The sequence below is a fragment of the Streptomyces sp. NPDC098781 genome, assembly GCF_044759995.1.
Classification (GTDB): Bacteria; Actinomycetota; Actinomycetes; order Streptomycetales; family Streptomycetaceae; genus Streptomyces.
The window spans coordinates 403824-422869 of sequence record NZ_JBIWAK010000005.1; the positions used below are offsets into that span (position 1 = coordinate 403824).

The 19046-nt window shown below is 70.3% G+C and carries 18 protein-coding genes; 14 read left to right on the top strand and 4 right to left on the bottom strand.

Going from position 1 to position 19046, the window contains the following annotated elements; all coding sequences use genetic code 11:
* Window positions 1-2 precede the first annotated feature (2 nt).
* Both ACIQWG_RS22715 and ACIQWG_RS22720 read right to left on the bottom strand, forming a co-directional pair.
* Window positions 3-1112, bottom strand: coding sequence for a DegT/DnrJ/EryC1/StrS family aminotransferase (locus ACIQWG_RS22715; protein WP_404098665.1), 1110 nt, complete (start codon window positions 1110-1112; stop codon window positions 3-5).
* A gap of 22 nt (window positions 1113-1134) precedes the next feature.
* A complete protein-coding gene (locus ACIQWG_RS22720) occupies window positions 1135-1665 on the bottom strand; it encodes a GNAT family N-acetyltransferase (RefSeq protein ID WP_404098667.1) in 531 nt (176 codons plus the stop codon).
* 312 nt (window positions 1666-1977) lie between these two features.
* Between ACIQWG_RS22720 and ACIQWG_RS22725 the strand changes: the two genes are divergently transcribed.
* From ACIQWG_RS22725 to ACIQWG_RS22785, 13 genes are all read left to right on the top strand, one after another.
* Window positions 1978-2316 (top strand): hypothetical protein, encoded by a 339-nt coding sequence (locus ACIQWG_RS22725; protein ID WP_404098670.1) that lies wholly within the window; start codon window positions 1978-1980, stop codon window positions 2314-2316.
* Window positions 2317-2350: 34 nt separating this feature from the next.
* The gene (gene sbnA, locus ACIQWG_RS22730; protein WP_404098673.1) at window positions 2351-3340 is read left to right on the top strand and encodes a 2,3-diaminopropionate biosynthesis protein SbnA; all 990 of its coding nucleotides are present in this window, start codon (window positions 2351-2353) and stop codon (window positions 3338-3340) included.
* A gap of 194 nt (window positions 3341-3534) precedes the next feature.
* A complete protein-coding gene (locus ACIQWG_RS22735) occupies window positions 3535-4260 on the top strand; it encodes an LmbU family transcriptional regulator (RefSeq protein WP_404098675.1) in 726 nt (241 codons plus the stop codon).
* Complete coding sequence (locus tag ACIQWG_RS22740; protein WP_404098676.1) at window positions 4257-4796, top strand: PH domain-containing protein; 540 nt, start codon at window positions 4257-4259, stop codon at window positions 4794-4796. Before ACIQWG_RS22735 ends, ACIQWG_RS22740 begins: the two co-directional genes overlap by 4 nt.
* Window positions 4793-6397: a PH domain-containing protein gene (locus ACIQWG_RS22745; protein WP_404098678.1), complete on the top strand. Its 1605-nt coding sequence runs from the start codon at window positions 4793-4795 to the stop codon at window positions 6395-6397. The genes ACIQWG_RS22740 and ACIQWG_RS22745 overlap by 4 nt, the downstream gene beginning before the upstream one ends.
* Window positions 6398-6415: 18 nt before the next feature.
* Window positions 6416-7396 carry an aldo/keto reductase gene (locus ACIQWG_RS22750; protein ID WP_404099402.1) on the top strand — a complete coding sequence of 327 codons (981 nt, stop codon included), beginning with the start codon at window positions 6416-6418 and terminating at the stop codon, window positions 7394-7396.
* Between the two features lie 4 nt (window positions 7397-7400).
* Window positions 7401-7961, top strand: a complete 561-nt coding sequence (locus tag ACIQWG_RS22755) for a GNAT family N-acetyltransferase (RefSeq protein WP_404098681.1) — start codon at window positions 7401-7403, stop codon at window positions 7959-7961.
* Between the two features lie 77 nt (window positions 7962-8038).
* A complete protein-coding gene (locus ACIQWG_RS22760) occupies window positions 8039-9070 on the top strand; it encodes an NAD-dependent epimerase/dehydratase family protein (protein WP_404098682.1) in 1032 nt (343 codons plus the stop codon).
* A gap of 10 nt (window positions 9071-9080) precedes the next feature.
* Window positions 9081-10376, top strand: coding sequence for an activator-dependent family glycosyltransferase (locus tag ACIQWG_RS22765; RefSeq protein WP_404098684.1), 1296 nt, complete (start codon window positions 9081-9083; stop codon window positions 10374-10376).
* 16 nt (window positions 10377-10392) lie between these two features.
* Window positions 10393-11658, top strand: coding sequence for an activator-dependent family glycosyltransferase (locus tag ACIQWG_RS22770; protein ID WP_404098687.1), 1266 nt, complete (start codon window positions 10393-10395; stop codon window positions 11656-11658).
* A 35-nt stretch (window positions 11659-11693) separates the two neighbouring features.
* Window positions 11694-12971 (top strand): activator-dependent family glycosyltransferase, encoded by a 1278-nt coding sequence (locus tag ACIQWG_RS22775; RefSeq protein WP_404098689.1) that lies wholly within the window; start codon window positions 11694-11696, stop codon window positions 12969-12971.
* Window positions 12972-12995: 24 nt separating this feature from the next.
* Window positions 12996-14267, top strand: coding sequence for an activator-dependent family glycosyltransferase (locus tag ACIQWG_RS22780; RefSeq protein ID WP_404098692.1), 1272 nt, complete (start codon window positions 12996-12998; stop codon window positions 14265-14267).
* Window positions 14268-14289: 22 nt separating this feature from the next.
* On the top strand, window positions 14290-15552 hold the full coding sequence (locus tag ACIQWG_RS22785; RefSeq protein WP_404098694.1) for an activator-dependent family glycosyltransferase: 1263 nt from the start codon (window positions 14290-14292) through the stop codon (window positions 15550-15552).
* Between the two features lie 24 nt (window positions 15553-15576).
* On the opposite strand, the gene ACIQWG_RS22790 is transcribed toward ACIQWG_RS22785, so the two are convergent.
* Window positions 15577-16131 (bottom strand): flavin reductase family protein, encoded by a 555-nt coding sequence (locus tag ACIQWG_RS22790; RefSeq protein ID WP_404098697.1) that lies wholly within the window; start codon window positions 16129-16131, stop codon window positions 15577-15579.
* A 3-nt stretch (window positions 16132-16134) separates the two neighbouring features.
* Entirely contained in the window at window positions 16135-17721 is a 1587-nt protein-coding gene (locus tag ACIQWG_RS22795; protein WP_404098699.1) for a tryptophan halogenase family protein, read from the bottom strand.
* Window positions 17722-17872: 151 nt separating this feature from the next.
* On the opposite strand from ACIQWG_RS22795, the gene ACIQWG_RS22800 reads away from it, so the two are divergent.
* The gene (locus tag ACIQWG_RS22800; RefSeq protein WP_404098700.1) at window positions 17873-18913 is read left to right on the top strand and encodes an asparaginase; all 1041 of its coding nucleotides are present in this window, start codon (window positions 17873-17875) and stop codon (window positions 18911-18913) included.
* Window positions 18914-19046: the final 133 nt, after the last annotated feature.

A 19046-nucleotide genomic window follows, 5' to 3' on the forward strand; every position in this document is an offset into this window, starting at 1 on the left:
GCTCAGATCTTCGCGAGAACGCCGCGGAGGGCGTCGATCACGCGCTCCTGGTCTGCGGGCGCGAGGGAGGCGTACATCGGCAGCGAGAAGATCTCCCGCGCGGCGGCCTCGGTCACCGGCAACGAGCCCTCTGCGTAACCGAGATGGGCGAAGCCGCGCTGGGTGTGCACCGGCCACGGGTAGCTGATGTTGAGGTGGATGTCGTGCGCCTTGAGCGCCTCGATGATCGCGTCGCGCCGGGGATGGCGCACCACGTGGACGTAGTAGACGTGTGTGTTGCCGGGGGCCGTCACCGGGGTGACCAGCTCGGTGTCGGCGAACGCCTCCGCGTAACGCTGTGCTATGGCCTGGCGCTTGACCAGGTAGTCGTCCAGACGGGTCAGCTTCCGGCGCAGGATCTCCGCCTGCACCTCGTCCAACCGGCTGTTGTATCCGGGCAGTTGCTCGACGTGGTACGTGGTCTCCATGCCGTAGTAGCGCAGTCGCCGCAGAGCGGCGTCCACCTCGGGGTCGGCGGTGATCGTCGCGCCGCCGTCGCCGTAGGCACCCAGCACCTTGGTGGGGTAGAAGGAGAACGCCGCCGCCTTGCCCATCGTGCCGGCGATCCGGCCGTGGTGGCGGGCCCCGTGCGCCTGCGCGCAGTCCTCCAGGATCGGCAGACCGTGCTTCTCGGCGATCCGCTCCAGCGGCGCCATGTCGACGCACTGGCCGTAGAGGTGCACCGGCAGCAAGCATCGGGTGCGCGGGGTGATCGCCGCCTCGACCTGGTCGACGTCCATGAGATAGGTGTCGCTGTGGATGTCGACGAAGACCGGGGTGGCGCCCACGGCGTCGATGGCGACGACGGTCGGGGCCGCGGTGTTGGAGACGGTGACGACCTCGTCGCCGGGGCCGATGCCGAGCGCGCGCAGCCCCAGGACCAGGGCGTTCGTTCCGTTGTCCACGCCCACGCAGTGCGCGAGCCCGTGGTGGTCGGCGAACTCCCTCTCGAACCCCTCGACACTGGCGCCGAGCACGAGCCGGCCCGAACCGAACACCGTGTCGACGGCGTCGAGGATCTCGGTCCGCTCCTTCTCGTACTCGGAAAGATAGCCCCAGACATGCGTGGTCATGGTGACCGTTACCTCCACCGCGTCAGACGATTTGTTGGATGAAATCCAGGCCGTGCGCTTCCCATTTATCCCGGGTGTAGGAAAAGACATGCACGTCCTGCAGTTTTCCGTGCCGGAAGACGTAGTCCGGCAGGACGGCCTCCTGGTGCATGGCCTTGGTGTGCCGTCCGAAGCCGATCCGGGCGGCGGTCGGATCGACCACCTCGAAATAGACCTTCCGCGTCCGCCACATGGAGAACGCGAAATTCACGGCCAGCGCGTTGATCTCGGACCTCACGTCCGGCGGGACGCCGAGGCGGAGATGGACTTCGGCGCGCAGATGTCCGGCCGGTTTGAGTTCCGAGAGTGTGCTGAAGCCGAGCAGGTCGTCGTCCTCCCTGCCGTGCACCATAAAGCACGCCCAGAGGCCGGTTCCGAAGTTCTCCACATAGTTGTCGAGCATCGGAAGGGGGCCGAACCCGCTGCGGAAGAGAATATCGTAGGCTGCGGCCGCATCATCTCTTCCAGCGGGTTTCAACTGGATCCGTTTGCTTGCCATGTGCGGGTACAGCATCAGTGCGCCCCCCTGATTGCGTTAATTCCTGGAAAACGGTGACGCGGCGTGCAAAATGAACTGGCGAGTGAACCAATCACGGGCCACCTGATGTGTCAAGCGGCATAGGTGAGCCGGGTGCGTCAGGCGGCTTTGCGGTCCGGTGGAAGGTAATTCCACGTCCCGCCAGCGGGACACCGCAACAGGCGGGCTACCTGCGATTACTTGCTTCCGGCGACTCCGGAAGTTGACCAGCACCGGGTGCCTGCCTAGTGTTTCACGGAAATACGGCTACTCAAATTTTCCGGCGTGAATGAAGGGTGTCGACAGCGCATGACGAATAACGGTCTCGTGCAGGAGAACGACAGCTACGGAGATCTCGACCCGGAGGTCATCGACGAACTCGAGAAGCAGGTGCGGGAAACCGCCGTCATGATCTGCGCCGAGCAGCCCGACATACCGGAGCCGAGCGGCCTGACGGACCTCGACTCCTTCTCCTACGTCGAGACCATCCTCGAACTGGAGAACGAGCTGGAGCGCAAGCTCCTGGAGCACCTCGACGACTTCAAGGGACAGACCTTCCGCGATCTCGCCGTGGGTATCGCCCGGGTCCAGGCGCAGCAGGACGCCGCGCCCCGGGACACGGCCGGGACCGGCTCCGCGCATTCGTAGGGAAAGACGCCACGACGGAGAGCGGAGCCCTCAGATGGCGATGAAGAAGCACATCGGAAGCGGGATACTCTCCGCGGTGGGGGAGACGCCGCTCGTGCGCCTCGAACGGCTTTTCCAGGACTCTCCCGCCCGGTTCCACGCGAAAATCGAGGGAATGAACCCGGGCGGGAGCATGAAGGACCGCGCCGCGCTCAGCATGGTGCGGGGCGCGATCGCGAGCGGCGAGCTGATACCTGGTCGCTCCACCGTCGTGGAATCGAGCTCCGGCAACCTCGGCGTCGGTCTCGCGCAGGTCTGCCGCTGGTTCGGTCTGCGGTTCGTCTGCGTGGTCGACCCGAAGACGACCCCGCAGCACATCGCGACCCTCAAGGCGTACGGGGCGCACCTGGAGATGGTCACCACCGCTGACAACGACCAGGGTGACTTCCTGCACGCCCGGATCGAGCGTGCCCAGCAGCTGGCGGAGGAGATCGCGGATGCCTTCTGGCCCAACCAGTACGCGAACCTGCTCAACGCCCGGGCACAGGAAGGGATGATGCGGGAGGTCGCCGAGGAGCTGGACGGGAAGGTCGACTACCTCTTCGTCGCCACCGGCTCCTGCGGAACGATCCACGGCTGTGCCCGGTACATCGCCGAACACGGGCTGGACACCCACATCGTCGCGGTGGACGCGGTGGGCAGCGCAATCTTCGGCGACGTGACCTGCCGACGGCTGGTCCCGGGCCACGGAGCGGCCCGTCGGCCCGCCCTGCACCGCGAGGGACTGGCCGACTCCGTCGCCCGTATGACGGACCAGGACTGCGTCGTCGGCTGCCGACGGCTCGTGGCGGCCGAGGCGATCCTCAGTGGCGGCTCGTCCGGCGCCGTGGTGAGCGCCGTCGAGCAGCGGGCCGCCGAACTTCCGGAGGGTGCCGTCTGCGTCCTCGTCCTGCCCGACCGCGGGGAACGCTACGTCGACACCATCTACTCCGACGCCTGGGTTGAGAGGCACTTCGGTCACATCGAACACCTGTGGAAGCGCTGACGGGACCGGCCCGTTGAGGACTCGTCACCCTCACGGGCCTGGGCCGGGCGCTGCCGGCGGGGCGCCGGAGGGCGCCGCTCGCGGCGCAGCAAGTGCGCAACCAGCATGTTTAGAAGCCTTTCAGTCGCTTTGTACATCGGGTCTGCAAGGCTCCTGGACATCCCCACAGGAGCCACGGATTGGAACCACGAGAGATGCCCAGCGCAAGTCACTCCGAAGGAACCACATCCCTTCAGGCACCGCGCCAGAGGATTCACCGGGCGCCGCGCGCCACCAACGGTGCGGCCCCCCGGCGCACCACCAAGGACCGCCCGGCCCCGGTCGGCCGGGCGGTGACCCGGCGCACCGCACTGCAGATCCCGCAGGGGATCCCCCTCGTCGAATGGCGCGACCTCGGGCGGCACATCTTCCTGATCACGGACTCGTCCGCCTGGTGGCTCGGCGACTGGCTGATCTACGGGCAGTCCGAGTACCCCAACCGCTACAAGCACGCGATAGCGGAGACCCAGCTCGACTACCAGACGCTGCGCAACTACGCCTGGGTCGCCCGTAGGTTCACGCCCGACCGGCGGCACGAGAAGCTGAGCTTCCAGCACCACGCCGAAGTCGCGAGCCTGGCGCCGGAGGACCAGGACACCTGGCTGACCAGAGCCGAGGAGTTCGCCTGGTCGAAGAACGAACTGCGCCGGCAGATCCGCAGGAGCAGGCAGCCGGAGAGCGAGGCCAAGGACCTCGTCCAGTTCCAGGTCAGCCTGGCCGCCGACCAGAAGCAGCGCTGGGAGGCCGCCGCCGAGAGCGCGGACAAGAACCTCGCCGAGTGGATCATCTCGACCCTCGACAACGCTGCCACGACGACGCTCTTACCGGCCGAGCGGGTCAACCAGCTGGAGGCCCCGCCGAAGCAGGGCGTCTCCCCATGACCGAGGCAGCAGCCGTGGCGTCCGCCCCGGTTCCCGCGGCCCCCGACGGGCCCCTGAGCCTGCGCCCTCCGCGCCATCGGCTCGACCGCAGAAGCATCCTGTGGTGGACGGCCGCGAACCTGTGCAAGGCGCTCGTCGTGCTCGGCCCGCTCGGACTCCTCTACGCCCTGCACGAACCCTCTAGGCCGTGGCTCGAGCCGCTCCTGGTACTGGCCGGTGTCGTCCAGACGCTCCAGGTGACCGTCGCCCCTACCTGGCGCTATCTGATCCACCGGTGGGAGACGAGCGACGAGGCCGTCTACGCGCTGCGTGGCTGGGTGGTCCGGGAGTGGCGCTTCGCGCCGGTCTCGCGGATCCAGACCATCGACACCGTGCGCGGCCCGCTCCAACAGCTGTTCGGTCTGGCCACGTTGCAGGTCACCACGGCGTCCCGACAAGGGAAGATCAAGATCTCCGGACTGGACGCCGAGGTCGCCCAACGGCTCGCCCACGAGCTCACCGAACTCACCCAGAGCACGCCGGGGGACGCCACGTGAGCGGCACCGCCCACGACGCCGACGCGGGGACCGTGACCGTGCCGGGAGCGGCTGGGGAGGACGCGCCAGGCACGGCCCCCTGGCAGCGCCTCGACGCCCGCATGGTGTGGGTCGAGGTCGCGCTGTTCCTGCTGTCCCTGCTGCCCAGCTACCTCACGATGTTCCTGCTGGACATCCAGCCGGGCTCGCCCTCGATCTGGGCGTCCGTCACCGCGACCGTGGTGGGCGCCTTCACCCCGCTGCGCAACCTGCTGCGCTGGATGAAGACGAAGTACCGGATCACCGATCAGCGGGTCGAACTGCGCGTCGGCGTGCTGGTGCGCAAGGACCGCTCTGTCGCCCGGGACCGGATCCGCAGCGTGGACGTCACCGCCCGCCTCTCGCACCGGCTCGTCGGCGTACGGATCCTGCACATCGGCTCGGGAGAACAGAAGACCTCCCTCAGCCTCGACGCGGTGTCCCGGCCGACGGCCGAGCGGCTGCGGCGCGAACTGCTGGGCAGACACGCCGCCTCCCCCGTGCCGCGGGGCGAGGAGGAGTCGGCGAGCGGTGCGGACGCCTCCGACGAGACCGAGCTGGCCCGGCTGAGCTGGTGGTGGCTGCCGTACAACCTCATCAACCTGTGGGCGTTCTTCGTCGGGGCGTTCCTCCTGCTCACCGTCGGCTGGTCGCTGTTCCTGCTGGGCATCGACCTGCGGGAGTACGCCGAGCCGCTCATCGGCCGGCGCGACCGCGGCACCGGCTGGTCCCTCGCGCTGGTCGCGGCGGCGGTGTTCCTCATCGGAGTCGTCGGCCTCGCCGGCGCGTTCATCACTGAGAACTACGACTTCCGGCTGGTCCGCAAGACGACCGAGACCGGGACGGCGCTGCTCACCCGCCGGGGCCTGTTCCAGACCCGTGAGGTCTACCGCGACGACGCGCGGCTGCGCGGTATGCACCTCAGCGAACCGCTGTTCTGGCGCTGGATCGGCCTGTCGGAGACGGAGGTCATCTCCACGGGCCTCGGTGGCTGGTCGCTCAAGAACGAGCCGGCGAGCAACATCCTGCCGCGCGGCCCGGTGAAGGAAGCCCTGCGGGTGGCCCGGCTGGTGCTCGGCGACGACGTGCGCCCCCTGGAGGCGCCGCTGCGACGGCACCCGCGGGCCGCGCTCGTGCGGCGGATGTGGTGGGCGCTGTTCGTCCCCGGATCCGCCGCGGTCCTGCTGGTCCGGCTCGCCCGGACGGGCGTGGTCGAGCCCTGGGCGTGGCTCGTGCCGGTGGCGCTGCTGCCCGTCACCGTGACGCTGGCGCTGGTCGCGTACCGCTGCCTCGGGCACACCGTGACCGGGCCCTATGTCGTCCTGCGCAGCGGACTGCTGAGCCGGTCGACGGCCGCGCTGCAGAAGAAGGCGGTCATCGGCTGGACGGTGCGCCAGTCGTTCGTACAGCGATGGCTCGGCCTCGTGACGGTCCGGGTGTCGACGGCCGCAGGCTACGGCACCTACCAGGCGCCCGACGTCGGCACCGCGAGGGCCGTCTCGTTTGCCTGCCAGGTGAGCCCGGAGCTCGTTTCCCCCTATGCGGAGGAAAAGGGCGGCCGGCCAACCCCCCATTCCCCCTAGCAACGGATGCGCAGAATGATGTGGGAGACCTTACTCGGCAAGGACTTTCGGGTGAGCGCGCTCGGACTGGGGTGCAGCTCCATGTCCCACGGCTACAACCCGGGGAAGCGTGACGACCGGGAGTCGGCCGAGGTCGTGCGCCGGGCCGTGGACCTCGGCGTCACGCTCTTCGACACCGCCGACGTCTACGGCCCGTACGCCAACGAGGAGTTGCTGGGCCGCGCGCTGAGCTCCTGCGGGAGCAAGGCCGCCGTGGCCACCAAGTGCGGTCTCGTGGCCACGCCCGACGGCACCCTCAGCAGGAACGGCAGACCCGATTTCCTGCGTCGCGCCTGCGAGGGCTCGCTGCGCAGGCTCGGCCGGGAGGCCATCGACCTCTACCAGCTGCACCGCGTCGACCCCGCCGTCCCCCTGGAGGAGACCTGGGGAGCCCTCGGTGAACTGGTCACCGAGGGCAAGGTGCGCGCGCTGGGCATCTCGCACGCCACCGTCGACGAACTGGACCGCGTCCAAGCCGTGTTCCCGCTCACCGCCGTGCAGTACGAGCTGTCCGTCTGGTCCACGGCCAACCTCGACAGCGTGCTGGCGTGGTGCCGGGACAACGGTGTGGGCTTCCTGGCGTTCGCGCCGCTCGGCCGCGGCTATCTGTCCGGCCGGGTCGACGAGGCCGGCCTGGCCGCGACCGACTCGCGTAGGCGCGACCCCCGGTTCGCCCCCGATGCCGTCCGCGTCAACCGGGCGATCGTCGACGGGCTGCGCCTGATCGCCGAGCGCCATGGCGCCACGCCGTCCCAGATCGCGATCGCGTGGGTGCTGGCGCAGGGCCCGGGCGTCGTGCCGATCCCCGGCACCAGGCGGCTGCGCTGGCTCGAGGAGAACGTCGCCGCGACAGGCCTCGAGCTCACCGAGCAGGACCTGAAGGAGATAGCCGAACTGCCCGCGGCCATGGGCGAGATGAGCTGGGACCGCGACCGGTTCCCCACAGCATTGGAGCGGTAGCCCAGTGTTTCCCCACACCGAGAGCCGAAGGCTCAGGCTGGACCCGGCCACCTCCGACACCGCCCGTGACACCATGCTGGGCACACTGCTGCGCACGGGCATCGAGAGCCTGCGCCCGTCCGCCGGTGCCGGTGGCCTGATGGACAACTCCTGCGCCGCGTTCCTCGTCCGGCGCCGCAGCAGTGGGGACGTCCTGGGCTTCAGCGTGCTGCACGGCCTCAGCCCCGCCGGTCACGTGAAGTGCGGGCTGTACCTCGACCCGGAGAAGACCCGGCTGGGCGTCGGCGCCGAGGCCGCGCACCTGACGTACAACTACGCCTTCGCGACGTTCGATATCAGCAAGGTGATCGTGCAGACGACCGAGGCGAGCTTCGCCTCCTTCGGGCTGACCGAGGGTGCTCCCCGCAAGACGGCCGTGCTCGGGAACCACCTGTACTTCCGCGGACGGTACTGGGATCTGCACACGTACGAGGTCCACAGAGCCGAATGGGAGGACCGCGTCAGGAGGAACCTCGACGACGGGCTCCTGGCGGACTCCCTGAGCTGGCGCATCGCTCCGGCCTGAGGCCGCCCCCTCTCCTCCCGCGTGGATCCACGCGCAACTCGACTCCTCGACAAGACTTCCTGACCAAAGGAGAACCTGTGGCAAGCCAAGAGGCGAAGCGGCTGGTGGTGCTCGGCGCTTCGGGGCTCCTGGGCACGGCCGTCGCCCGTGAACTGGCGAAGCGGCCCGTCCGACTGCGCCTCGTCGGACGGCGACTACCCCGGGTTCCCCAGCGGGGTGCCGCCGAGATCGAGGTGTGCCGGGCGGATCTCACCGCGGACGGAGCAGTCGCCGAGGCGATCGAGGGCGCAGACACGGTGATCCACCTCGCCGCCTACATGGCTGGCCCCACCGCCTGGCGGGTGGCCGGCACCGACGTGGCGGCTGAGCGGGTCAACGTCGGCACCGTCCGGGACCTGGTCGCTGCCGTACGGGCCCGGCGGAGCGGGGACGGGCCGCCGCCCGCCGTGCTGTTCTCCGGGGCGATGTCGCAGTGCGGCGCCTCGGCCGGGGGCGGCCGCATCACGAGCGACGTCCCGGACAAGCCGCTGACCGGCTACGACCAGCAGAAGACCGACGCCGAGCGCGTCCTGCGCGACGCCACCGAGGAGGGTTCGGTCCGTGGTGTCGCGCTGCGCCTCGCGACGCTCTACAGCCAGGGCACCGACCCGGTCGGACTGGACCAGGGAGTGGTCGCCGCCATGGCCCGCCGGGCATGCGCCGGGGAGCCGCTGCAGATGTGGCACGACGGCACGGTCCAGCGCGACCTGCTGTGCGTGGACGACGCCGCCCGCGCGTTCGGCGCCGCACTCGACGCGGTCGACGCGCTGGCCGGCCGGCACTGGCTGGTCGGCACCGGCCGGGGCACCCGCATCGCCGAGCTGTTCACCCTGGTCTCCCGGAGCGTCGCCGCGCACACCGGCAAGGACCCCGTGCCGGTGGTCACCGTTCCCCCGGTCGCGCACGCGCAGCCCACCGACCAACTCGACTTCGTCGTCGACCCCGAAGCCTTCCACGCCGCCACCGGATGGCGGGCCGAGGTCCCGCTCCCGGACGGAGTGGAGCGCGCCTGTACCGCCGTCGCCCACGAGCGGGCCGCGACCGTGTCCCGGCCCGGCGAGACGGGCTGAGGGGGCGGTTGTGCGAGTCCTGTTCGTCACCTACGCGGAACGCACCCACTTCCTGGCCATGGCTCCTTTGGCCTGGGCCCTGCGCACCGCCGGGCACGAGGTGCGCTTCGCGAGCCAGCCGGCGTTCGTCGACGAGATCACCCGGGCCGGGCTGACCGCCGTGAGCGTCGGCCGGCACCGTGACCCGGCACGGATGATGGAGCTGGCGCCCGACGCCCACGGAGCGGGCCGCGTCGGACTGCCGGAGCCGTACGACGCCGCACTCCTGCCCCCCGAGCGGATCGAGTGGGAGCCCCTGCGCGACGCCTACGCCCGCCAGGTGCGCTACTGGCACCGGCCCGAGAACGTCCCCATGATCTCCGACCTGGTGGAGTTCGCCCGCTCCTGGCAGCCCGACCTGGTGATATGGGAGCCGACCACGTACGCCGGCCCCATCGCGGCCAAGGCGTGCGGAGCGGCCCACGCACGGCTGATGTTCAGCCTGGACATCTACGGCGTCACCCGCGACCACCAGCTGCGACTGAAGGCCACCCGGCCCGCGGCCGAGCAGGTGGACCCGCTCGCCGAGTGGCTGGGCTCCTACGGCCGTACGTACGGCTTCGAGTTCTCCGAGGACATGGTCACCGGCCACTTCACGATCGACCAACTGCCCGCCTGCCTGCGGATGGAGGCCGACCTGCACTACGTGCCGATGCGGTACGTGCCGTACGGCGGGACCGCGGTCGTCCCCGAGTGGCTGTGGGAGGCGCCGAAGCGGCCGCGGGTGGCGCTGACCTTCGGACTGGTCGCGACGGAACGCTTCGACGGCTACGTCGTGGGGGTCGAGGACGTCATGGCGTCCCTCGCCGACCTGGACGTCGAGGTCGTCGCCACCATCGCCGAGTCCGAGCAGGCCAAGCTCGGTAGCGTCCCCCACAACGTCCGCGTCGTGTCCTACGTACCGCTCAACGCCCTCGTCCCCACCTGCTCCGCGGTCATCCACCACGCGGGCTTCGGCACCCTCTCCACCACCGCCCTGCACGCCGTCCCCCAGCTGCTGCTGGCCTGGCACTTCGACGAGCCGGAGCTCGCGCGCGGACTCGTGGCGCAGGGCGGCGCTCTGTGCGTTCCCGCCGCCGAGGCGACGGGGCCCGCGGTGCGGGAGCAGCTCGTGCGCCTGCTGACGGAGCCGCGCTTCCAGGAGGGCGCACGTCGGCTGCGCGACCAGCTCCTCGACATGCCGACGCCCAACCAACTGGTAGGCCGTATCGAGGAGTTGGCGCTGCGGGCAACCCGTAACAAGCGATCCGAACACGTTCCCGTCTGACCTTGGAGGAAGCCCCGTGCGGGTTCTGCTTGCCGTCAATCCCGAGAAGTCCATCTTTCAGTACATGGTGTCGACCGCCTGGGCGTTGCGTACCGCGGGCCATGACGTGGTCGTCGCCAGCCAGCCGGAGTTCGCCCGCGTCATCACGCAGGCGGGGCTGACCGCCGTCCCTCTCGGGAGCGACCGCAATCCGTGGCGCATCACCGCGCACCGGCCGCAGGACCGGGCGGCGCTGCGGGTCGGCGTGCCCGCGCCCTACGACGCCTTCGAGGATCCGGCCAAGTCGACCTGGGAGTACCTGAAGCCGGGCATGACCAAGGCCACCGAGGGCTGGCACCGGATCAGCAACTTCCCGATCATCACCGACCTGGTGGAGTTCGCCCGGCACTGGCAGCCGGATCTGGTGCTCTGGGAGCCGCTGACCTACGCCGGTCCGATCGCCGCGAAGGCCGTGGGGGCGGCTCACGCCCGGCTGCTGTTCGGCGTCGACGTCTTCGGCGGCGTACGCCGGCGCTACCTGGAGCTGATGAAGGAGCACGACGACGACACCGACCCGCTCGGTGACTGGCTGTCCGGGTACGCGCGCAAGTACGGCTTCGAATTCTCCGAGGACATGGTCACGGGGCACTTCACCCTGGACCAGTTCCCGCGCAGCCTCCAGATAGAGGCGGAGGGCCTGGAGTACGTGCGGATGCGGTTCGTGCCGTACGGCGGGAAGGCCGAGATACCGCGCTGGCTGTGGCAGGCGCCGAAGCGGCCCCGGGTGGCGCTCACCATGGGGCTGAGCGCGACCGAGATCTTCGACGGCTACACGATCTCCATGCAGGACGTGCTCTCCGCGCTGGGCGACCTGGACATCGAGGTCGTCGCGACCGTCTCGGAGAGCGAGCAGGCCCGGCTCACCCACGTCCCGGACAACGCCCGGCTGGTGTCCTACGTCCCCTGGCACGCCCTCGTGCCGACCTGTGACGTGGTCATCCACCACGCCGGGGCGGCCACCCTGGGGACCACCAGTCTCACGCCCGTGCCGCAGCTGGCCCTGCACTACCACTACGACCAGCCGCTGCTGGGCCGGCTCCTGGCCGCGACCGGCGCCGGCCTGGAGATCCACACCAGCCGGGCCACCGGCGACAACGTCCGCGACGCGGTCCAGCGCCTGCTCAAGGACCCCTCGTTCCGGCAGGGCGCCGCCCGCCTCACCGACGAGATCCGGGCCCTGCCCACCCCCAACGCGCTCGTGCCCCGCCTCGAAGAACTGACCCGCCGCCACGCCACCCGCTGACCACCCACCCCACCGGAACCCGGAAAAGGAGCCGCATGCGCGTTCTGCTCACCACCTACCCGGAGAAGAGCTTCCTCCATGTGATGGTCCCGTTGGCCTGGGCTCTTCGCACCGCGGGGCACGACGTCCGGGTCGCCAGCCAGCCCGAGCTGGTCGACACCATCACCCAGGCCGGCCTGACCGCCGTACCCGTGGGCCGCAACCGGGGCATCTGGCGCGTCGCCGAACTCGACCCGGACGCCCGCGAGGCGTCCCGCAAGGGCCTGCCCGACCCCTACAACGCGGCCGAGCTGGCGCCGGAGAACCTCGACTGGCAGGCGATGCGCGACGGGTACCGGCACCACGTCAGACGCTGGCACCGGTTCGACAACTTCCCGATGATCGCCGACCTGGTGGACTTCGCCCGGCACTGGAAGCCGGACCTCGTGCTGTGGGAGCCCACCACCTATGCCGGGGCCATCGCCGCCGAGGCGTCCGGAGCCGCACACGGCCGGCTGCTGTGGAGCATCGACGTCTTCGGCGTGGCCCGCGAGCAGTACCTGCGGCTCAACGCCGAGCGTCCCGCGGACCAGCGCGAGGACCCGCTGGGCGACTGGCTCGACTCCTACGCCAGGAAGTACGGGTTCGACTTCGACGAGTCCGTGGTCACCGGCCAGTTCACCGTCGACCAGCTGCCCGACTCGCTGCGACTGGAGGCCGACCTGGACTACTTGCCCGTCCAGTACGTGCCCTACGGCGGCGCGGCCTCCGTACCCAAGTGGCTGTGGAGCGAGCCCGAACGCCCGCGCGTCGCACTCACCCTCGGCATCACCGCGACCAACCGGTTCAGCGGCTACGTCGTCGGAGTCCGGGACATCATGGACTCGCTCGCCGACCTGGACGTCGAGGTCGTCGCCACCATCGCCGAGTCCGAGCAGAGCAAGCTCGGCACGGTCCCCGACAACGTCCGCGTCGTGTCCTACGTCCCCCTGCACGCCCTCGCCCCGACCTGCTCCGCCGTCATCCACCACGCGGGACCGGGCACGCTGCTCACCACGGCCCTCGCCGCCGTGCCCCAGGTGTGTCTGCCGTGGGACTTCGACGAGCCGGAGCTCGCCCGGCGCCTCGCGGCCCAGGGCTCCGCCGAGACCGTCCGCGCCGACCGGGCCACCGGACCCGTGGTCCGCGAGCAGGTGCTGAAGCTGCTGAACGAGCCGTCCTACCGGGAGCGCGCCCTCGCCATGCGCGACGAGATCCGCGCGCTGCCCAGCCCCAACGCGCTGGTCCCCGCACTGGAACAGCTCACCGCCAAGAACCGCGCACACGGCCACTGATCCCGTCGGGAAGGAGTCACCCCCATGCGCGTCCTCTTCGTCACCAACCCGGAGAAGACGATCTTCCGCTATCTGGTGCCGCTGGCCTGGGCGCTGCGCACAGCCGGGCACGAGGTCCGCTTCGCGGCCCAGCCGGACTTCGCCGACACCATCACCGAGGCGGGACTCACCGCGCTGCCCGTGGGCCGCAACCGCGACCAGTGGCGGCTGGCCGGCCTGGACCCCGACCAGGCCGAGGCCGAACGGGCGGGCATCCCGGAGCCGTACGACATTCTGGAGCACCCGGAGAAGGAGTCGCTGGAGTACCTGCGGTCTGGTTACCAGGTGGCCGTCCGGCACTGGCACAAGATGGAGACCTTCCCCCTCGTCTCCCAGCTGGTGGAGTTCGCCCGGCACTGGCAGCCGGAGCTGGTGCTGTGGGAGCCCACCGCGTACGCAGGAGCCGTCGCGGCGAAGGCGGTGGGCGCGGCGCACGGGCGGCTGCTGTTCGGCATCGACGTCTTCGGCGCCGTACGACAGCGCCACCTGGAGCTGATGAAGGAGCAGGACGGCCCGGCCGGTGTGGACGACCCGCTGCGTGAGTGGCTCGCCTCGTACGGACGCGCCTACGGGTTCGAGTTCTCCGAGGACCTCACGACCGGCCACTTCACGGTCGACCAGTTGCCGCGCTCGCTCCAGATCGACTCGGGACTCGACTACGAGCGGGTCCGGTTCGTGCCGTACGGCGGGAAGGCCGAGGTGCCGCGCTGGCTGTGGGAGGCGCCGAAGCGGCCTCGGGTGGCGCTCACCATGGGGCTGAGCGCCACGGAGGTGTACTCGGGCTACACCATCTCCGTGCAGGACGTGCTGTCCGCGCTGGGCGATCTGGACATCGAGGTCGTCGCTACGGTCGCGGAATCCGAACAGCGCCGGCTGACGCACGTCCCGGACAACGCCCGCCTGGTGTCCTACGTCCCCTGGCACGCCCTCGTGCCGACCTGCGACGTCGTCATCCACCACGCGGGGGCGGCGACCCTGGCCACCACCAGCCTCACCCCGGTGCCGCAGCTGGCCCTGCACTACCACTACGACCAGCCGCTGCTGGGCCGGCTGCTCGCGGCGACCGGCGCCGGGCTGGAGATCCACACCAGTCAGGCCACCGGAGAGAACGTCCGTGACGCGGTGCAGCGGCTGCTGAAGGACCCCTCGTTCCGGCAGGGCGCCGCCCGGCTCACCGACGAGATCCGGGCGCTGCCCACCCCCAACGAGCTGGTGCCGCGCCTCGAAGAGCTCACCCGCATCCACGCCACCCGCTGACCACCCACCGAAAGAGAGCCCGATGCGCGTCCTGTTCGTCTGCTACCCGGAGAAGACCCACTTCCTGGCCATGGCCCCGCTGGCCTGGGCGCTACGGACGGCGGGGCACGAGGTGTGCTTCGCCAGTCAGCCCAAGTTCGTCCCCGAGATCACCCGGGCGGGACTCACGGCGGTACCGGTCGGCAGCAACCGCGACCTCTGGCAGATCATGTCGCGCGACCCGGACTGGATCGACGATGGCGTCGCCGGCTGGCCCGAGCCCTACGGCGCCGCGGACGAGGACGAGTCGGCCGTCACCTGGGAGCGACTGCACTCCGGGTACGCCGTGCAGGTCACCCGCTGGCACAAGATCACCAATGTGCCGCTGATGGCCGAACTGGTGGAGTTCGCCCAGCACTTCAAGCCGGACGTGGTGCTGTGGGAGCCCACCACCTACGCCGCCTCCGTCGCCGCCGAGGCGTGCGGGGCGGCGCACGGCCGTGTCCTGTTCGACGTCGACGTCTTCGCCGTCACCCGGGAGCACTTCCTGCGGCTCAAGGCCGAACGGCCCGAGGAACGCACCTCGGACCCGATGGCCCAGTGGCTGTCGGCGTACGCGCGCAAGTACGGCACGGAGTTCTCGGAGGACCTGATCACCGGCCAGTTCTCGGTGAACATGATGCCCCCGTTCCTGCAGAGCGAGGCCGACCTCACCTACCTGCCCGTGCGCTACACCCCGTACGGCGGCGCCTCCGTCGTCCCCGACTGGCTGTGGGCCCGGCCCGAGCGGCCCCGGGTGGCGATGACAACGGGGCTCAGCGGACGGGAGTACGGCACCGAGCACGCGGTGGGACCGCGGGCGGTCGTCGACGCGCTGGCCGGGCTGGACGTGGAACTCGTCGCCACCGTCTCCGAGGCCACCCGGCGCGAGCTGGGGGCGGTCCCCGACAACGTGCGCCTGGTGGACTTCGTACCGATGCAGCCCCTGCTGGCCACCTGCTCCGCGATCGTCCACCACGGCGGCTTCGGCAGCCTGTGCACCGCGCTGCTGCAGGGCGTGCCCCAACTGCTCCTGCCGTACGACCGTGACGAACCGGTGCTGGCGGAGCGACTGGCGGCCCGGGGCGGGGCGTTGGCGCTGGACGCGGAGAAGGCGACCGCGGAGGCCGTCCGCGACCTGCTGTCCCGGCTGCTGACCGAGCCTTCCTACGCCCGCGCCGCCGAGGCCCTGCGCCAGGAGGTGTCGGCGTATCCGGGACCGCACGAACTGGTCGGGGAGCTGGAGCGGTTGGCGGGGAGCCGGTGACGGTGGCTCCCCGCGGGCGGACCGTCAGGCGGCGGGCCAGGTGGCGTAGCGCCGCTGGCCGTACAGCAGCGGCCGGATCGCCTCCGGCCGGATCGCCTCCGGCCGGCCGCCGCCCGGGCCCGCCCTGGTCGCGGCGACCTCGCCGTAGACCACGGTGTGGTCGCCGACCCTCTCGTGCCGTACGGCCCGGCAGTCGGCCCTCGCGTGGGCCGCGCGGACGAGGTGGGGGCCGCCGCAGGTCCCGTCGTCGCGCCAGTCCACTTGGTCGAAGCGGTCGGCGTCCCCGGAGGCGAACAGCTTCGCGACCTCGCGCGCTCCCTCGTGGAGGAAGTTCAGCGAGAAGACCGAACTCTCCAGCACCGCCGCCAGGGTGGGGCTCGCGTTGCGCAGCGCGACGAGCAGCGTGGGCGGCTCCAGCGAGACGCTGCAGATCGAGGAGCACGTCATCCCGACGGGCCGGCCGTCGGCGCGGAACGCGGTAATGACCCCGACCCCCGTCGGGAAGGCGGACATCAGCTCGCGGAAGCGGTCCGGTGAGGCACAGGGCGCCGCGTCGAGCGCCGTTCTTCGCGCTGCCACGGGTCATCGCCGCCCGGCGGCGCGCTCGTGCGGGGGCAGCCCGTGCAGATGGGCGAAGTACTCGTACTGGCTGGGCAGGGTGGCGACCAGGTCCGCCGCCTCGTCCCGGACCGCCTGCAGCTCCTTGGCGGCCGCGGTGCCGTCGATGAGGGACAGCGCGGGGGAGTGGCGCACCGGCAGGCCGCCCAGACCGAGGATCATCGCGTGGTACGAGTACGGCTCGAAGCCGTGGTAGTGGGGGAAGACCGACTCCGTGTCGGGCAGCCGGGCCCCCCACCGCTGCAGGCGTTCGGCCATGCCGGGCGGCAGCGGACGGGTCTTGGTGTCGCGCCAGTACTGGTTGTCGGAGCGGGCGGCACCGTAGTAGTGCAGGGCGAGGAACTCCCGTACACCGTCGATCATGTGGGCGATGTGCGTGTTGTAGGAGTCGCGCAGCGCCTCGTGGCCGCGCCCGTCGGGGAAGTGCTTGACGAGCTGCTCGATGGCGTTCTGGATGAAGAAGATGCCGGTCGACTCCAGCGGCTCGACGAAGCCGCTGGACAGTCCGATGGCCACGCAGTTGCCCACCCAGGAACGCTGGTTGCGGCCGATGCGCATACGGATGTGGTTGGCCTCCGCGTCCGCCGCCGCGGGACCGACGAACTCCCGCAGGGTGCGCTCGGCCTCCTCCGGCGTCGTGTACTCACTGGCGTAGACATAGCCGGTGCCGATCCGCCCGAACAGCGGGATGGTCCAGATCCAGCCCGCGTCCTGGGCCGTCGCCGTGGTGCACGGCCGGATGCCACGCTCGGCCATGTCCACCGGCACCCGCAGCGCCACCGCGCTGTCGTTGGGCAGGTACTCCCGGAAGGACTCGAAGGGCTCGCCGAGCGTCTGGTTGATCAGCAGCCCCCGGAAGCCGGTGCAGTCGACGAAGAGGTCACCGTGCAGCTCGCCGTGTTCCCTGGTCACCACATGGCTGATGGTGCCGTCGCCGCCCAGGACCACGTCGAGCACGTCGTCCAGGACGTGCCGGGCGCCCCGGTCGGTGGCGTATCCGGTGAGGAACCTCGCCAGGAGCGTGGCGTCGAAGTGGTACGCATACGGGAACTGGGTGTTCTGCTCCGTCAGCGTGGTGCGGAACATCGTCGGCTCGGCGCGCCGGTTCTCGAACAGGGTGCCGTCCAGGAAGCGGGGCGAGCGCATCTCGTCGCACAACGAGGCGATGAGGAAGCAGTCCTTGTCGAACCTGTCGTCGTCGGCCTTCCCCGCCAGCCACCAGTCGGTCAGCGGAAAGCCGTCGACGACCCGTGTCCGCTCGAACGGGTGGTAGAAGTGGTCGCCCCGCTTCCGCCAGTTCTCGAACCGGATGCCGAGCTTGTACGTCGCCTGGCACTCGGGCATCCACTCCCGCTCCTCCAGACCGAGATAGTCGAAGAAGTGCCGGACGGTGCTGAAGGTCGCCTCACCCACGCCGATCGTGGGGACGTTCTTCGATTCGACCAGGGTGACGGATATCCGGTCACCGAACGCGACCCGCAGATAGGAGGCCGTCATCCAGCCGGCGGTTCCGCCGCCCACGATCACGACGCTCTTCGGACTTTCGGGCATTGCACACCCTCCAATTGCAGGAATATTGCCGGGGTGGATTGGCGGAACCGTACAGCACGATCAGGGGCGCCTGTCCCGCCAGCAGGACGGAAAATGGCCGCCGGTTGTCCGGCCTTGCCGTTCTCGCCGGTGGGGCGTCATGCTGCACGCCATGAAACTCGACAATTCTCTTACCACGGACCGGGGGACAGCGGGAAGCAGCAGACCGGAAGTCGTTCTCATCGCAATGGGCGGCACTCTCTCGGCCGTCTCCGCGCGGCGCACCGATTTCGAAACCTATACGGCGGGCGCAATTCCCGTCGTGGATCTGGTGAAATACCTCCGGCCGGAGATAGACCAGGTCGCCGACCTGACGGTGGAGGACTTCGGCACCAAGAGCTCCGGTGAGTACACGATCGCCGACCACCGCGACCTCGCCCAGCGGGTGCGCAAGCACCTGCGGACGGCCGACGCCGTGGTCGTCACCAGCGGCACGGCGGTGCTGGAGGAACTGGCCTACTTCCTCGACCTGACGGTGGGCGGCGGCAAACCCGTCGTCGTCACCGGCTCCATGCGTCCGTGGACGGTGCTGGGCAGCGACGGGCCGGCCAACCTCTACAACGCCGTCCGTCTCGCCGCGAGCGGCCGCACCGGGCCGTTCGGGACGACCGTGCTGCTCAACGACCAGATCCTGCCGGCCAGGGACGCGACGAAGACGGACACCCTGCGACTGCACGCCTTCGGCACCCGGGAGTTCGGGGTGCTGGGTACCGTGGACGAGCGGGAGATCCGGCTCCAGCGCGCGCCGGCCCGTGCGCTGCCGGAGGGACGGGCTCCGTTCGACCTGTCGGCGCCCGGGTGCGACGAACTGCCGCGGGTGGAGATCGTCGCCACCTACGCGGACGCGGGCGGCGAGGCCATCACCGCGAGTGCCGAAGCGGGGGTGCGTGGCATCGTGATCGCCGGGACGCCGTCGCCCCGGCAACTCGCGGCGGCGTCGGAGGCCGAGCGGTCCCACGGTGTTCTCTTCGTCGCCGCCGGCGGATACGGCGCGGGTGCGACACGGGTCGACACGGACCGGCTCCGGCTGATCAACGCGGGCGATCTCAGTCCGAAGAAGGCGCGCGTGCTGCTGCTGCTCGCCTGCGCCGAGAGCGGCGATCCCGACCGGATCAGGGAAGTGTTCGCCACGGTCGGCAACGCGCAATTCTGAATGCGCGTCCCGCCGGCGGGACATGGGCGTTGACCCTGCGTGGAAACGGTGCGTACGGTCACGCGGCGAAAAGAAAGCCGGGCCGCGCAGGCGAAAACGCTGGTGAAATCGCAGGCGCGATCACCGGGCGGAA

What these genes read in the sequence shown, in the direction of transcription:
- ACIQWG_RS22740 (WP_404098676.1), top strand. Translation starts at nt 4,257, where the DNA reads ATGACCGAGGCAGCAGCCGTGGCGTCCGCCCCGGTTCCCGCGGCCCCC.
- ACIQWG_RS22775 (WP_404098689.1), top strand. Translation starts at nt 11,694, where the DNA reads ATGCGCGTTCTGCTCACCACCTACCCGGAGAAGAGCTTCCTCCATGTG.
- ACIQWG_RS22785 (WP_404098694.1), top strand. Translation starts at nt 14,290, where the DNA reads ATGCGCGTCCTGTTCGTCTGCTACCCGGAGAAGACCCACTTCCTGGCC.
- sbnA (WP_404098673.1), top strand. Translation starts at nt 2,351, where the DNA reads ATGGCGATGAAGAAGCACATCGGAAGCGGGATACTCTCCGCGGTGGGG.
- ACIQWG_RS22720 (WP_404098667.1), bottom strand. Translation starts at nt 1,665, where the DNA reads ATGCTGTACCCGCACATGGCAAGCAAACGGATCCAGTTGAAACCCGCT.
- ACIQWG_RS22715 (WP_404098665.1), bottom strand. Translation starts at nt 1,112, where the DNA reads ATGACCACGCATGTCTGGGGCTATCTTTCCGAGTACGAGAAGGAGCGG.
- ACIQWG_RS22795 (WP_404098699.1), bottom strand. Translation starts at nt 17,721, where the DNA reads ATGCCCGAAAGTCCGAAGAGCGTCGTGATCGTGGGCGGCGGAACCGCC.
- ACIQWG_RS22750 (WP_404099402.1), top strand. Translation starts at nt 6,416, where the DNA reads ATGTGGGAGACCTTACTCGGCAAGGACTTTCGGGTGAGCGCGCTCGGA.
- ACIQWG_RS22800 (WP_404098700.1), top strand. Translation starts at nt 17,873, where the DNA reads ATGAAACTCGACAATTCTCTTACCACGGACCGGGGGACAGCGGGAAGC.
- ACIQWG_RS22725 (WP_404098670.1), top strand. Translation starts at nt 1,978, where the DNA reads ATGACGAATAACGGTCTCGTGCAGGAGAACGACAGCTACGGAGATCTC.
- ACIQWG_RS22780 (WP_404098692.1), top strand. Translation starts at nt 12,996, where the DNA reads ATGCGCGTCCTCTTCGTCACCAACCCGGAGAAGACGATCTTCCGCTAT.
- ACIQWG_RS22735 (WP_404098675.1), top strand. Translation starts at nt 3,535, where the DNA reads ATGCCCAGCGCAAGTCACTCCGAAGGAACCACATCCCTTCAGGCACCG.